Below are 15,516 nucleotides of genomic sequence, written 5' to 3' on the forward strand. Positions count from 1 at the left end.
AACCAGGACCACCCCCATGCATCCACTCTTCCCGGCCCGCGAACCGGCCCGTCTCGCAGGCACGGTGTGCCTGGTGACGGGTGGGGCACAAGGCATCGGTCTCGCCGTCACCCGCGCCCTCCTGCTGCGGGGCGCACGCGTCCACGCCGTCGACATCTCCCCGCGCAACATCGCCGCCGCCCGTGACGAGCTGCGGGCCGAGACCGCCGCCGGCGCCGTGACCTTCCACGAACTCGACGTCGGCGACGGGCACGCCCTCACCCGGTGCGTCACCGCCGTCCACGCCGCGGAAGGGCGGCTGGACATCCTCGTGAACAACGCGGCCTTCACCCAGTGGCGCGACGTGGAGGACATGACCGTCGAGGACGCGGAACGCACCATGCGGACCGGATACGACGCCCTGCTCCACGGGGTGAAGGCGGCACTGCCCCTGATGCGCGCGGCGGGTGGCGGACACATCGTCACCATGGGCTCCTCCGCCGGCATCGTCTTCGTCCAGGGCCCCTCCGCCGCCTACGCGGCGATGAAGGCCGCAGTCCACGCCTACTCCCACGTCCTGGCCGAGGAACTCCACGCGTCCCCGATCCACGTCACCGTCGTGCGGCCCGGAACGGTCACGGGCACCGACTTCTTCGCCGAGCACGTCCCCTGGAGCCGGCTGCCCCGCCTCGCCGACCTCCTGCCGGCCGCCACGCCCGGACAGGTCGCCGAGGCGGTACTGGACGGCATCGTCCACCGACGGCCGGTCGTGGACGTCCCCGGATACGTGAGGTGGGTCTACCGGGCCTACGCACTGGCCCCGGGCGTCCTGACCAGAGCCGCCCGCCTCGGCGGCCCCGCCCGCGCCGCCCCGCACCCGCCCCGCCCGCATCCGCAGCCGCCGCCCCCGGGCCTCGCGCACGCCACCCCCGCACCGACCCCGACCCCCCGCCCACTCGCCCGCCTCGCCGCCCGGCTGTCCGAACGCGTGGCGGCCTCCGCCCTCGCCGGCGAGACCATGCGCCGCGTCGTCGTTCCCGTCGACCGCCTGCTCCACCACCACAGCGACGGCCGCTGGAGCCTGGTGCGCCCCCTGGGCGTGCCCACCCTCCTGCTGACGTCGACCGGCTCCCGATCGGGCCGCCCCCGCCGATCCCCGTTGATCCACGTCGTCCACCGGGACGGATACGCGGTCGTCGGATCCAACTTCGGCCGCCCCGAACACCCCGCCTGGACTACCAACCTCCTGCGCACCCCACGGGCCGGCATCACGATCGCCGGCCGCGTGATCCCGGTCATCGCCCGCCCGGTCGACGGGCCGGAACGCGAGGAGATCTGGCAGCGCTTCCTCGCCCGCTACCCCGGCTACCGGGCGTACGCCGACCGCAGCGGACGGGACCTGCGGGTCTTCCACCTCCGCGCCCGACCACCCGGGCCCGCCGCCGACCGCCCCGACCCCCCTCGGAGAACCCCATGACGCCCAACCCCGTCACGACGCCCCTCACCCGCCCCGACGAACTGACGCCCTCGACCTACGACATCGCCGTGCTGTCCCTGATCGACGGACCCCAGAGGTCCGCCCGCGTCCAATGGCTCATCGACCGGCGCACGACCCCCCTCACCTGGGGCGCGCCGCCCGGGACCAGCTGGTACGACGCCTACCTGTCGACCTACGCCGCCGCCCTCGCCCTGCACCACGCCGGCGAGCGCACCCTCGCCGAACCCGCCCTGGCCGCCCTGCCGACGCTCGTCCCCGAGACCCCCGGCGAGGCGCTGGAGACCCTGACCTTCGGCGGACTCGTCGACGCCCTGGACCGGTTCGCCCACCACACCGGCCGGCCCGTCCCCGCACATCCCGCACCCGTGCGGTCCGTCATCGCGCGAGAGCGCGAGAAATGGCGACGGATGCGTGCATGGGACCACTTCCTGGACCCCGACCGGTCCATCGCCGGCTACTGCGCCGAACGCGTCTACGGCGACGAGGCCGTCGACGCGGCCGCCTTCCTCGAAGCCTTCCAGGTACCCAACGGATCCCTCGCCAACGCCCCCGCCGCGTCCGCCCTCTTCCTCCTCCACACGGAACACTTCGAGGTCAAGGCCCCGGCCCCGCTCCTCGACCGACTGCGCGACTACCTCCACTCACGCCCGACGCTCACGCCCTACCTCGACTGGGTCCCGCACTTCACCACCGCCTGGACCACCATGTTCGAACACGAGGCACGGACCGCCCGCACCGTCACCCGAGCCGAGACCGACGCGCTCTGCACCGACCTGCGCCACCCGTCGGGCCTCCTGTGCGCCGTCGGCACCGTGGGCGGCGGACTCGCCATCCCCGGCGACAGCGACACCACGTCCTGCGCCATGCTCGCCGCCCACCACCTGGGCCGCGAGATCCCCGGCACCGAGAACCTCGACCCGCTGTACGCACCCGACCAGGGCTGCTACCGCACCTACCGCTTCGAACACGACGCCTCGATCACCACCAACATCCACGTCGCGGCCGTACTCGCCCTCGAAGAACGCCACGAACGCCTCACCGAGGTCCTCCGGTGGCTCGACCGCACCACGACCCGGGGCCGCCCCCTGTGCAAATGGCACCTCTCCCCCCACTACCCCGACGGAGAACTCGCCCGCGTCACCGCCCGCATCGACCACCCCCTCGCCCGGTCCCTCTGCCGACAGGCCACCCGGAACCTCCTGGCCACCCAGAACCCCGACGGCGGCTGGGGCCTGCACGGATCCACGGCGGAGGAGACCGGATACGCCGTCCACGGCCTGGCGACCGCGGCCCGAACCCACGCCCCCACGCCCCGGATCGACGAGGCCCTCGACCGAGCCCACACCCACCTCACCGCCCACCGACCCGAACACCGGGCACTGTGGCTCGGCAAGACCCTCTACTGTCTGCGCCCCCTGGTCCCGGTCCTCCACCACACGGCCCTCGCCCGCATCGAACGCCCCGACGGCCCCGGCCGGCCGGCACCCCGGGCCTGAACCCGCACGAGCCCCGGCGGCCGACCCGGCGTGGCCGAGAACGCACCGTTCGGGGTGGGGCTCGGGACGCAAGGGGTGTCCGGGTCGTGGGCGGGTGGGGGTGTGGTGGACGGGGCGGGGGTCGGGCGGGGGTGAGCCGGGGAGCGGGCCGGGTTTCGTTCCGGTTCGGGAGGTGCGGTGTGGGCCGTCCCGGGCGGGTGTCACGTCGTGCGGGTCGGGCGTTCCGGGGGTCGGTGGCAGGGCGTTACCACGTGGCGAACGAGGCTCTCTGGAAAGCGAGTTGTGGGGAACCGGCCGTACCGCGACTGGACCATTCGGCCGGCATGTGCCCCCTGCGGGCGGGCCCGGCGTGCGCCGGTGTGCAGGTGGGGGGCCGTGCGGGGGCGAACCCGGCTCCGGATGCCGGCCGATACCGGACGGATCACTGGATTCCGGTGTCCGAAAGTTTGGCCGAGTTGGCACTGCATCCGCCCCTGGGTGCCGGGGAAGATCGTGCTTGCCCGGCCGCGTCAACGGCCGGACGGGGTCCGAATCAAGCCGATCGACAGAGCCGTTCCCGTCGCGGGCCGGCCCGTCGGCCGCGCCCGGGTCCGACCGGACGAGGCACCACGGGCCCCCGCCCGGACCACGGCACCCGGGGGACGCGAACGCCCGGTCACGGCACCTTCCGCTTGCACCTCCACTCTTCACGGGAGACACGCATGTCCGACAGTGCACGCACCCCCGAGTTCGCCCTGCGGGACCTGGACCTCGACCTCGGCGACCTGACCGTCACGTCGATGCGCGACACGGTCGCGCTGCCCGAGGGCGGGGCCTCGTCGGGCGCCTGTTCCTGCCAGGGGTCCTCCTCCTGTACCCAGCCGCAGCTGGACGGCAGCGAACTCATCGGCTGACCGAGACCGCACCACCCGCACCACCAGTACGACCGCACCACCCGCACCACGGGGTCGCGTCGACCGGCGCGTGCCCCGAAAACCGCCTCACGATCCGAGGAGACCACCATGGACCGCACCCCTTCCCACCAGGACTTCGAGCTCGCCGACCTCGACCTCGACCTCGGTGACCTGACCGTCACCTCGATGCGCGACACCGTCGCGCTGCCCGAGGGTGGGGCCTCGTGGGGCTCCTGCTCCTGCCAGGGCTCGTCCTCCTGTGCCCAGCAGGACACCACCGGCGTCCTGAGCGTCTGACCGCTCCCCGCCGGGATCCACACCGCCACACCGTGACACCCGCGTCGACCCCCTCGCCGTGCCCCGCGCACGGCGAGGGGGCCGCGCCCCGTCACCGACAGGAGGGAACCGCCATGTCGCAGCCGCGCCGGCCGGACGAGGAACCGGACGAGGCCGGGTCCGGGACCGGGGCCGGGACCGGGGCCGGCTCCGGGGCCGGGGACGCCGCGTCGGCCGCGCACCGGGTGCGCTCCGCGCCCTACGCGCTGGTCCGCGCCACCGTCCTCGCGCACCCGGCCCAACGGCCGGCGGGCGCGAGGTTCCGGGCCCTGCTGGACCGGCTGCGCCGGATCGACGCGGACTCCGCGCGGCTGCTCGGGCCGCTGTGCGACGCCCTGTACGACAGCCGGGACGCTCACCCCGCGGCCTTCCACCGGGACGTGGTGCTGCCGCTGCGCCGGGCCCTGCACAACGGCCGCGCCCCCCGGCCCGCCCTGCTCGACCGCCTCGACGACCTGCCGGACCGCGTGCCCCTCCTGCGCGCCTGGCTCGACCTCGACGCCCAACGGGGCTCGGTTGTGGCTGAGTTGGGTTCGGTCACGGGCGAGGCGCTCGCCGGTGAGCGCGCGGATCTGGCCGCCCTGTGTCGGGAACCCGCCCTCGGGAAGGCCGTCGCCCTCGTCAGCGCCGATCTGCTGCGGGCCGTGGAACGCGCCGGCACCGGGGTCCTCGACCGCAGGACCCGCAAGGAGGAGCCCACGGTGCTGCGGTACGCGCTGCGCGCCGGCACCAAGACCAGCCCGCTGTCCTGGTTCACCGCCGTCGGCTGGGGCCCCTCAACCGCCCCGCCCACACTGGCCGCCCCGCCCACGCCGACGTCCGACCGTGCGCCGGCCGTCCCGTCCACGCCGACGTCCGATCGTGCGCCGACCACCCCGCCCACGCCGACGTCCGATCGTGCGCCGACCACCCCGCCCACGCCGACGGCCGATCGTGCGCCGACCACCCCGCCCACGCCGACGTCCGATCGTGCGCCGACCGTCCCGTCCACGCCGACGGCCGACTGTGCGCCGACTGCCCCGTCCACGCCGGCCGCCGACCGTGCGCTGGCCCCCGCGACGGGCGTCGCCGCCTGGGGTGTCGCGCCGTTCTTCCCGGGGCCCCTCCACCCCGTCGTCAAGGTCAATCGCACCCTGACCACCGCCCTCACCCACGCGCTGCTGGCCGCCCCGCACCGCCGCGCCGGCCTCCCGCACCGGATCACCAGCAGCGCCCGCGTCCACGAGGGCCGCGCCGCGTACGCGCGCGACCGCACCACCTTCGCCGGCGGCCGCTACCTCGTGGCCGAGGAGGACGAGGTCGAGCTGCCCCGCAGCGGGCCGCTGGCCCTGGTCACCGAACGCGCCGCGACCCCCGTGCCGCTGCCCGAGGTCGCCGAACTCCTCGCCGCCGCCCTGCGGGAGGGCGGCGGGGGAGAAGGGCCGGACGAGGGTCGGGCGGCCGTCGCCGACTTCCTCGACCGGCTGGGCCGGGCCGGCCTGCTGGTGCCCGGGGACCCGGTGCCGCCCCAGGACGAGGATCCGACGGCGGGCCTCGCGCGATGGCTGCGCGCCCTGGGCACGACGCACCCCGAGGACGCGGCCCGCGCCGCCGCCGTCGAGGCGATCGCCCGGGCCACGGCCGAATTCGCGGCGGCCCCGCCCACCGAACGCCCGGCCCTGCTCGCGGGCCTGTCCCGGGACTGGAAGGCGCTGCTGGCCGACGCGGGCCGGCCCGTGCCGAGCGTGTCGGCGCCCCTGAACGTGCTGTCCGAGGACGTCGTCGCCCCCGAACCGCTGCCCGTCGGCGGCTTCCTCCAGGACGCCGATCACGAGGCCCTCGCGGAGGCCGGCGCCCTCGCCGAACTCTTCGACCTGGGGCACCTGCTGCGCCGCGTCGTCCGTGACCGCTTCGTCGCCCGGCACGGGGTCGGCGGGGTCTGCCGGCACCCCTGGGAGTTCGGCGCCGAGATCGCCGAGGCGTGGGAGGAGGCCGGGCGGCTCGCGGCCCTCGCCCCCGCCGACCGGGCCGCGTTCCCCACCGGCGTCGACGCCCTCGCCGACCTCCGCGCCGAACTCGTCCGCGCGACCCACGGGCCCGAGGCCGGGGGAGGGCACGCGAGCGAGGGCGAGGGCGCGGCGGGTGGCGGGTCGGATGACGGGCCGGGCGAGGGGCCGGGCGACGGGCCGGGCGACTCGTCGGGGAGCGCCGACGAAGTCGTGCTGCCGCCCCACCTCGTCACGGGCCTGCCCGCCCGCCTGCCCGCCTGGACCCGCGAACGCCCCCTCGGCTACGCGTGGTTCCTCCAACGCGGCACCCCCGCGCCGGCCACCGGCGGCGGCCCCGGGCCGCTGTGCGTGAACCACGTGTACGGTGGCTGGGGCCGCTTCACCAGCCGTTTCCTCGACGCCCTCGACCCGCGCGCCGCCGCCGAGGTCTCCCGGGAGATCCGGCGCGGACTCGGCCCCGGCGCCCGCCCCGCGCAGATCCGCCCGGTCGGCGGCTTCAACGCCAACCTGCACCCGCTGCTCGTGCCCGACGAGATCGGCCCCACCCGCGGCCCGGGGGTCCTCGCCGAGGGCGACCTCGACCTCGTCCACGATCCGGCGACCGACCAGGTCCGCCTGCGGGCGCGCGACACCGGCGAGGACCTCGACGTGCTGTACCCGGGCTTCCTCGCCCCCCTGCTGCTGCCGCGTCGGCTCGGCGCCCACCTGGCCGACCACCCCGAGGGCGCCGTCGACTTCGGGCCGCTCGTGCCCCGCCGCGCCGTGCCCGCCCCCGGCGGGACCGTCACCCGCACCCCCCGACTGCGCCACCGACACCTGGTGCTCCGCCGCCGCCGCTGGCTGCTGCCCCCGGAGGTGCTCGCCGCCCTCCGCGCCGAACTCGCCGCCGAAACCACCCCGAACCCCGGCCCCGGCGCGAGTCCGGGCCCCGGTCCCGGCCCGGGTTCGGGCTCCGGTTCGGGCCCCGGCCCCGGTTCGGGCGCGGGCTCCGGCCCGGACCTCGGTCCCGGCCCCGGCCCGGGTTCGGGCTCCGGTTCGGACCTCGGTCCCGGTTCGGGCGCGGGTTCCGGTCCGGACCTTGGCCCCGGCCCCGGCCCGGGCTCGGACCTCGGCCCCGGCCCGGGCTCGGACCTCGGCCCCGGCCCGGGCTCGGGCCCCGGCCCCGGCCCGGGCTCCGGTTCCGGTGGGGGTGCGGGCGCCGGTCCCAGTTCGGGCCCTGCTCCCGGCCCGGGTTCGGGCTCCCGTCCCGGCCCCGGCCCCGGCCCCGACCCCGACCCCGGCCCCGGCGCGGGCTCGGGCTCCGGTGCCGGTTCCGGTTCCGGTGGGGGTGCGGGCGCCGGTGCCGACGCGTTGCCCGTCGCGACCGTCGCCCGCTGGCGCGCCCTCCTGGACCTGCCCGAACAGCTCTTCCTCCAGCCCGCCGGCGGCCCCGTCACCGGCCGGGCCGCCACCGACTTCCTGCACCGACTCAGCCGCCCCAAACCCCACCTCGTGGACCTCGGCAACGCCCTGCACCTGCGCTGCCTCGCCAAATGGCTGTCCCGGCACGCCGACACCGGCGTGGTCCTCGAAGAGGCGCTGCCCGCCCCCGGCGGCTCCGCCGACCCCACCCACGCCGTCGAACTGGTCCTGGAGATCCACCGGGCCGGGCGCCGCCGGTGAACCCGCCCCCCGGTCCGGCCCTCGGTCCGGCCTCGGACCGCCACACGACGACGACACGAGCGCCGAAAGGAAGCGTACGAGGCGTGCGAACCCCCGACACCGCTCCGCCCCGGGCCGAGGCCCCGTCACACGCCGAGACCCCGCCCCGGGCCGAAGGCCGGCCGCAGACGGACGGCACGCCGCGCGCCGGCCTGGACGTGGTCGTCTTTCACCACCACCCCGTCAAGGCCCCCCTGCTGCGCGGGGCGGTGCTCCCGCTCGCCGAGGCCCTCACCGCCGACGGCCTCCACGCCCACGTGGAACGCCACTGGCTGCACGGCCCGCACCTGCGCCTGCGGTTGACGGGCCCGCCCGCCCGGGTCCACGCCGCCGCCGAGGCCGCCGCCGTCGACCTGCGGGCCTGGCTGCGCCGGCACCCCTCGCGCTCCGACCTCACCGACGCCGAACTGCTCCGCCGCGCCGAGGCCGCCGGCCGCGCCGAGCTCCTCCCCGGCCCCCACGGGCCGATCGCCGCCGACAACACCGTCCGGATCGAACCCGCCGACCGCGACACCGCCCGCACCCTCCTCGGCGAGGACGGGACCGCCCTGCGCGAGGACCTCCTGCGCGCCGGCCTGGCCCCCCTGCGCGCCGGCGCCGAGTTCCTCGGCGAGCACGGCGACCGGGCCCAGGCCCGGGTCCAACTCGCCGTCGTCGCCCTCGCCGCGCACGCCGCCGCCCACCCCGCCGGCCTGGCCGGCGCCCACTGGTCCTACGTCTCGCACCTGGAGGACTTCCTCTTCCACGAGGACCCGGACGGCCGGTTGCGGGAACGTTTCACCAGCCAGGCCGAACCCCTCGCCGCGGCCGTCACCGACCTCGTCGGCCGGATCGTCGCCGGCGACGCGCGGGACGGGGAACGGGTGTGGGCCGAGTACGCGCGCGACACCTGGGACCTCGTGCGCGACCGGCACGCGGCGGGCGCGGACCTGCACGGCTCCCCGGACGCCTACCGGGCCCGGGCCGAGGCCACGGGAGACCGGGGCACGGCCCGCCGCTGGAACCACGAGGAACGCACCGGCTACAGCGAGTTCCACCACCTGCTGCGCCGCTCCGACCCGCAGGGCACCATGTTCGACCGCCCCGACTACCTGATCCACCGCGCCGCCACGAACGCCCTGTACCGGCTGCTGGCCATCTGCGACGTCCAGCCCCTGGAGCGGTACCTCGCTGCCCACCTGGTGATCCGCACCGTGCCCGCCCTGACCGGCACCGACTGGCACACCGCACTGACGAGGGCCGTCGCCACGGTCGAGGAAACCCCATGACCCCCACCACCCCCACCCCCAAGCCCGCCGCCAACCACCCCCCGACCGCCGGGCTCCCGGCCGACGGCCTGCCCGTCGACCACCCAACCACCGACCACCCCGCCACCGATCACCTCGCGCCCGGGCCCCTCATCGACGGCCCCGCCGGCGACCAGCCGATCGCCGACCACTTGGCTGCCGATCACCTCACCGCTGAGCCTCTGGCCGACCGTCCCGCCGCCGGCCACCCGATCGCCACCCACGCCCCCGCCGATCCCCTCGCGGCCGGGTCCGCAGCCGACGGCCTGCCCGTCGACCCCCCGACCACCGACCCCCTCGCGGCCGACCACCCTGCCACCGGTCACCTCACGGCCGGGCCTCTCGTCGACCGTCCCGCCGGCGACCAGCCGATCGCCGACCACTTGGCTGCCGATCACCTCACCGCTGAGCCTCTGGCCGACCGTTCCGCCGCCGGCCTCCCGACCGCCGATCACCCTGCCGCCGGTCCCCTCGCGGCCGGGTCCCCGGCCGTCGACCGTCCTGCCGTCGACCGTCCTGCCACCGATCACCTCGCGTCCGGGTCCGCAGCTGACTGCCCGGCCGTTGACCATCCGACCGCCGACCACTCCGCTGTCGACCACCTCACCGCTGAGCCTCTCGCCGGCCATCCGATCGCCGACTACGCCGTCGCCGGTCCCCTCGCGGCCGGGTCCCCGGTCGACGACCGCCCGGCAGCCGATCACCTTGCGGTCGGGTCCGCAGCTGACTGCCCGGCCGTTGACCAGCCGATCGCCGACCGCTCGGCTGCTGATCACCTCACCGCTGAGCCTCTGGCCGACCGTTCCGCCGCCGGCCACCCGATCGCCGATCACCCTGCCGCCGGTCACCTTGCGGCCGGGTCCCTGGTCGACGACTGCCCGGCCATCGACCGCCCGGCTGCCGATCACCTTGCGGTCGGGTCCGCAGCTGACTGCCCGGCCGTTGACCAGCCGATCGCCGACCACTCGGCTGCCGATCACCTCACCGCTGAGCCTCTCGTCGTCCGTCCCTCCGCCGGCCATCCGATCGCCGAGCGCCCGGCCGACCACCCCATCAACCAGGCCACTCCCGACCACCTCACCGCCGACCACCTCGCCGCCGGTCAATCCACCGCCGCGTCCCCAGCCGACCGCCCGACCATCGACCGCCTGACCGTCGACCGCCCTGTCGACGATCATTTCGCGGCCGGGCGTCCCGTTGACCGTCCGGCCACCGGCCACCCGGTCGCCGAGCCTTCGGCCGGCCGGCCCGCCACCAACCACGCCGCCCCCGATCACCTCACCGCCGACCATCCGATCGCCGACCACTCCGCCGCCGATCACCTCGCTGCAGGGCCCCCGGCCGACGACCTGACTGTCGACCACCCCGCCGCCCATCACCCGCCCACCCGCCACCCGGCCGCCGCGTCCTCGGTTGATCGCCCGACCGCCTACCACCCTGCCGATCGCCTCACCGCCGGGCGTGCCATCGACCGGCCCGTCGCCGTTCACCTCACCTCCGGACTCCCGGTCGACCACTCGACCGTCGACCGTCCTGCCGACCGTCCGGCCACCGACCGCCCCGCTGCCGATCACCTCGCCGCCGGGTGCCCCGTCGACCGCACGACCGCCGACGATGACGTTGCCGACCGTCCTGCCGCCGATCACCTCGCCGCTGACCGTCCCGGCGACCACCCGAGCGCCGACGGTCACGTCGCTGACCGCCCCACCCCCGACTGTCCCGTCGACCAGTCGACCGCTGACCGTCCTGCCGCCGATCACCTGACCGCCGGCCACCCCACCGATCACCTCGGCGCCGACGCCCCGACCGTAGGCCGCCTCGCAGACCACCCGGTCGGTGGCGCCGAGTTCTCGTCGGTCGCCGCCGGAGTCCGGGCTCGGCTTCGGTTGCGGCCTGGTGTGGCCGTCACTCCGTTGCGGGCCGGACTGCATCTGCGCGGGCGGCGGGAAAGCGTCACCCTGGAGGGCAGCGAGGCGCTGCCCGCGCTGTGGCGGGTCACCGAACGACCTCTGCGGGAAGGCCGGTTCGAGGAGTTCCTGGATTCCCTCGGCGCGGGTTCGGCCCCGCATCGGGCCGTCAGCACCCTCGTCGCGCGCCTCGCCGAACACGACCTGTTCCTCCCCGACGCGGGCCCGGGCACGGCCGGCGGCAGCGCCCCGGTCGCGGACTGGCTCGGCGTCACGGCGACGCGCCCCGACGCGGCCCGGTCCGCGCTCGCCGGCACCCGCGCCGAGGTGGCCTCCGGCACCCCCGACGACCCCCTCGCCGACGCCGTCGCCCGCGCCCTGACGGCGGGCGGACTGCGCGTATCCCGCGTCCACGAGCCCGAACTGCCGCCGCATCAGGTCCTGTTGTCTGCCCGTCGGGTCGGGTTCGAGGTGCGGGCCGTGGCCGTGGGTCGGCACCCCGGCGGCGGACATGTCACCGCCGTCGCGAGTCCCGCCCAGGCCCGTTCCGACGCCCACGACCTCGCGGCCCGCCTCGGCCCCGCCGACCCACCCCACGCCGACCCCGACGTCGCCCCGGAACCCGCCGCGTTCCTCCCCCTCCTCGCCGGCGCCGCCGCCCACCGGCTGCTGTGCGCCGCCGCCGGACTGCCCGACCCGGCGACCGAGGGCGACGACGACCGGCTCCTGCCCGGACTCCCGGCGGTCCTCCTCGCAGAGACCCGCCCACCGCGCGCCGAATACCTCAGCCGCCCCGGCCGTGACCGGATCGACGCCGACCGCCGCCCCCTGCCCCCGCCCGCCAGCCTGGGGGAGGCCCTGCGGCGCCTGGCTGCCCTCACCGACGTCCGCGCCGGCTCGCTGCCCGAACCGGTCCCCGCCGGCCTCCCCCAACTGCCCGTGCCACTTGCCCGCTGTCCGCTGCCCGACCCGGACCGGCCTGAACGCGTCCTGGTCACGGGCGCGCCCCGACTGGACCTGGCCCGACTCGAACTGCTCTGTCGTGCCGCCGAACTCCGGCTGGGTGAGGGCCTGTTCACCGTCGGGCTGACTCCCGCGCACGCGCTCGGACGAGCTTTGCGCGCGAGCCTCGCCGCCCGACCCCGACCCGGGTCGACGGACGGGACGCACGCCGAACCCGCCGAGTCCGCAGTGCCGGCCGACCGCTGGTCCGAGCACCCGCAGGCCCGGCACTGGTGGCACACCCTGACCGTCCGGCTCGGCGTGCCCGCCCGGATGCGGGTGGTCCGGCTCGCCCCGGACGCGGCCGCGTACCGCGCCGACGTTCTCCCGGACCGGTCGCAGGAGTCCAGCGGGCCCGAGTCCGGCGGTCCCGTGCCGCTCGGCACGGCCGTCGAGGCCACGCCGGGGGACGCCGCAGCGTTCGCCGCGCTCGCGGCGGTCGCCCGTGCGGGGGTTCCCGAGGGAGCGGACGTCGTGTTCGTGCCGGGTTCCGGCGGCGCGATCGCGCCCACGGCCGCCGCCGGGGCCGGGGTCGCCGCGTGGGAGGACACCGGATGGACCGGGCAGTGGCTCGCGGAACTCGCCGCCCGCGAGGACGCCTTCCTGCGCACGGCGGCCCGTCTGACGTCCTCACCCGAACCCCCGCCCGCCACCGGCCCCTCGCCCCGTACCGGACCTCCGCGCACTACCGAACCCGGTCGCACCACCGGGTCCTCGCTCGTTGCGGAGCCCTCGTGTACCACTGAGCCCTCGCCCACCACCCCGCCCTCGCCCGCCACGGAGCCTCGTCGCATCACCGGGTCCTCGCCCGCCACGGAGCCCTCGCAGATCGTTGGGCCCCCGTGCGCCTCAGAACCTCCGCTCGTCACCGGGCTCCCGTGTACCACCGGGCCGTCGCCCGCCACCGAGCCTCGTCGCATCACCGGGTCCTCGCCCGCTACGGAGGCCCCGCCGACCGTCGGGCCCCCGCGCGCCTCAGGACCTCCGCTCGTCACCGGGCCCCCGTGTACCACCGGGCCCTCGCCCACCACCGAGCCTCTGCCCATCACCGGCCCCTCACGCACCTCAGAGCCCTCACTCATCACCGGGACCCCGCTCCCCACCGGGCCGTCGCCCGCCGCTGGGCCCTCGCCCGCGTCAGCGCCTCGGCGCGGCACCGGATCCTTGCCCGTTACGGTGTCCTCGCTCATCACCGGGTCGTCGCCCGCCGCCGAGTCCTCGCGAGCCTCAGAACCCTCGCTCGTCACCGGGCCCCCGCGTGCTACCGGGCCCTCGCCCGCTGCGGAGCCCTCGCCCGTCACCGGGCCCTCGCTCACCACCGAGCCCCGTCGCTCCGCCGGGTCGCCGTCCGAGCCGGACCTCGGGGGCGAGTTCGGGGCGCGGTTGGTCGCGTTCGGGTTCACCGTTCTGCGTACCCCTCGGGAGACCTCGTGACCAGCGCCCCGACCACCGCCCCGACCCCGACCACAAAGCCGCCGCTCGTGGTGGACGCGGACGCCGCGCGGGTGATGCGGTCCGGGCGGGCTCTGGTCGTGCTGCCGCGTTGGACCCTCGGGCTCGCCGAGGAACTGAGCCGGCACGCCCTCGCGCACCCCGTCGAGTTCGTTCCCGTGCGTTTCGACGGGGCCCTCGCCGTGGTCGGGCCGGTGCTGCGGCCCGGCGCCGCCGCGTGCCTGTGCTGCGTCGAGTACCAGCGGCTGGCCACGACGGGCGGCCGCGTGCCGTGGACGAGTCCCACGCTCGAACTGGCCGGGGTGCCGGCGCCGGCGCTGACGGAAGCGCTGGAGGCCCTCGCGCGCGACCTCCTCGCGCCCCCGCCCACCGGCTCCGGCCCTGCCCCCGAGGCCCCCGCCCCTGATGCCACCGCCCCCGCCCCCGACCCCGACGACGGGGCGCTCGTGCACGTCGTGCACCTCGGGCGGGCCACGTGGTCCACGCACCGGGTGCGTCCCGTCGGCGGCTGCGCCGTGTGTCGGCCGCTGCCGGACGACTCCGACTCCGCCGCGCCCCCGTTGCCCGCCGCCCCCCGGCCGCTGCCCGACCCGCGCGTGCTGCGTCGCCCCAACCCGCTGACCGATCGGGCCCGGCTGCGCGCGGCCCTGTACGACGAGCGCTTCGGGCCGGTGCGCCGACTGTTCCGCTCCGAGGACTCGGCCTTCTCCCTGACCAGTGCTTTCGTCACGGACGGCCGGCGCGTCGACGACGGCGGGTACGGCCGCGCCCGCGATTTCGAGGACAGCGAACGGATCGCGCTGTTCGAGGGCGTGGAACGGTTCACGGGCATGCGCCCCACCGGCCGGCGCACCGCTCTGCGTGCCTCCTTCGTCGAGCTCGGCCCCGAGCGGGCCCTGGACCCGGCGCGGCTGGGCCTGCCCGACCCGGCCCACCACGGGCACCCCGCCTCCCCGACCGTGCCCTACGCCCCGGACCTCGTGATGCCGTGGGTGCACGGCCGTTCCGTCACCCGCGGCCGGCCGGTCCTCGTGCCCGAGCACGTGGCGTACTGGGACGTGCCGGGCCCGGACCGGCCGCGCGTGGTCTACGAGTCCTCCAACGGCTGCGGCCTCGGCAACAGTCCCGAGGAGGCCGCGCTCTACGGGCTGTTCGAGGTCGCCGAACGCGACGCGTTCCTGATGGCCTGGTACGCGGCCACCCCCCTGCCCCGGGTGCTGCTCCCCGCCGACGACCCGGACACCGCGCTGCTCGCCGACCGCGCCGCCCTGGCCGGCTACCGGCTGGTCCTCCTCGACGCGACGAACGACTTCGGGATCCCGGCCGTGGTGGCCGTCTGCCGCTACGAGGGCCCCCACCCGGACGCCCCCCGCGTGTTCCTCGCGGCCGGTGCCCACCACGATCCGCGCGCGGCGATCCGCTCCGCCGTCGCCGAGGTCGTCACCAACGTGCTGGACGCGGCCCGGCGGTCCCTCGCCGAGGGCGGGCCGCGCGACCCGGCGCGGCTGCGGCCGATGGTGGACCGTCCGGAGCTGGTGGTGTCCCTCGACGACCACGTCGGCGTCAACACGCTGCCCGAGGCGGGTCCGCGCCTGGAGTTCCTGTTCGCGGACACCCCGGTGCGCTCCGTCGCCGAGACCTGGCCCGGGGCCCCGGAGCCCGTCACCGACCTCGCCGAACTCCTGCGGGCCACCGCGGACCGGCTCGCGGGCGTCGACCTGGAGGTGATCACCGTCGTGCAGTCCGAGCCGGGCCTGCGCCGCCGGCTGGGCCTGCACGCCGTGAAGGTGCTCGTGCCCGGCGCCCTGCCCATGACCTTCGGGCACGTCAACCGCCGCGTCCGGGGCCTGACCCGGCTCCGGGACGTGCCCCACCGGCTCGGACGCACGCCCCGACCGACCGCCCCCGAGGACCTGCCCCTCCACCCGCACCCGTTCCCCTGACACAGGCCCCCGCACCCGCCTCCGCTCCCGCCCCG

The 15,516-nt window shown here is 76.7% G+C and carries 8 protein-coding genes; all 8 read left to right on the top strand.

What is annotated here, in order from left to right:
- The first annotated feature begins 16 nt into the window (after positions 1–16).
- The 8 genes from ACN20G_RS34125 (at position 17) to ACN20G_RS34160 (ending at position 15,481) form a co-directional block, all read left to right on the top strand.
- Positions 17–1,456, top strand: coding sequence for an SDR family NAD(P)-dependent oxidoreductase (locus ACN20G_RS34125; protein WP_424217129.1), 1,440 nt, complete (start codon positions 17–19; stop codon positions 1,454–1,456).
- Positions 1,453–2,973, top strand: a complete 1,521-nt coding sequence (locus ACN20G_RS34130; protein WP_424217130.1) for a hypothetical protein — start codon at positions 1,453–1,455, stop codon at positions 2,971–2,973. Before ACN20G_RS34125 ends, ACN20G_RS34130 begins: the two co-directional genes overlap by 4 nt.
- 701 nt (positions 2,974–3,674) lie before the next feature.
- Positions 3,675–3,866, top strand: coding sequence for a thiazolylpeptide-type bacteriocin (locus ACN20G_RS34135; RefSeq protein WP_424217131.1), 192 nt, complete (start codon positions 3,675–3,677; stop codon positions 3,864–3,866).
- 108 nt (positions 3,867–3,974) lie between these two features.
- Positions 3,975–4,163, top strand: coding sequence for a thiazolylpeptide-type bacteriocin (locus ACN20G_RS34140; RefSeq protein WP_424217132.1), 189 nt, complete (start codon positions 3,975–3,977; stop codon positions 4,161–4,163).
- Between the two features lie 113 nt (positions 4,164–4,276).
- Positions 4,277–7,852: a lantibiotic dehydratase gene (locus tag ACN20G_RS34145; RefSeq protein ID WP_424217133.1), complete on the top strand. Its 3,576-nt coding sequence runs from the start codon at positions 4,277–4,279 to the stop codon at positions 7,850–7,852.
- Between the two features lie 83 nt (positions 7,853–7,935).
- Positions 7,936–9,159, top strand: a complete 1,224-nt coding sequence (locus ACN20G_RS34150) for a lantibiotic dehydratase C-terminal domain-containing protein (protein WP_424217134.1) — start codon at positions 7,936–7,938, stop codon at positions 9,157–9,159.
- Positions 9,160–11,075: 1,916 nt separating this feature from the next.
- Positions 11,076–13,520 (top strand): hypothetical protein, encoded by a 2,445-nt coding sequence (locus ACN20G_RS34155; RefSeq protein WP_424217135.1) that lies wholly within the window; start codon positions 11,076–11,078, stop codon positions 13,518–13,520.
- On the top strand, positions 13,517–15,481 hold the full coding sequence (locus tag ACN20G_RS34160) for a TOMM precursor leader peptide-binding protein (protein WP_424217136.1): 1,965 nt from the start codon (positions 13,517–13,519) through the stop codon (positions 15,479–15,481). Before ACN20G_RS34155 ends, ACN20G_RS34160 begins: the two co-directional genes overlap by 4 nt.
- The last annotated feature ends 35 nt before the right edge of the window (positions 15,482–15,516 follow it).

It is taken from the genome of Streptomyces dryopteridis (assembly GCF_049606955.1).
Lineage (GTDB): Bacteria > Actinomycetota > Actinomycetes > Streptomycetales > Streptomycetaceae > Streptomyces.

What these genes read in the sequence shown, in the direction of transcription:
- ACN20G_RS34130 (WP_424217130.1), top strand. Translation starts at nt 1,453, where the DNA reads ATGACGCCCAACCCCGTCACGACGCCCCTCACCCGCCCCGACGAACTG.
- ACN20G_RS34140 (WP_424217132.1), top strand. Translation starts at nt 3,975, where the DNA reads ATGGACCGCACCCCTTCCCACCAGGACTTCGAGCTCGCCGACCTCGAC.
- ACN20G_RS34145 (WP_424217133.1), top strand. Translation starts at nt 4,277, where the DNA reads ATGTCGCAGCCGCGCCGGCCGGACGAGGAACCGGACGAGGCCGGGTCC.
- ACN20G_RS34125 (WP_424217129.1), top strand. Translation starts at nt 17, where the DNA reads ATGCATCCACTCTTCCCGGCCCGCGAACCGGCCCGTCTCGCAGGCACG.
- ACN20G_RS34135 (WP_424217131.1), top strand. Translation starts at nt 3,675, where the DNA reads ATGTCCGACAGTGCACGCACCCCCGAGTTCGCCCTGCGGGACCTGGAC.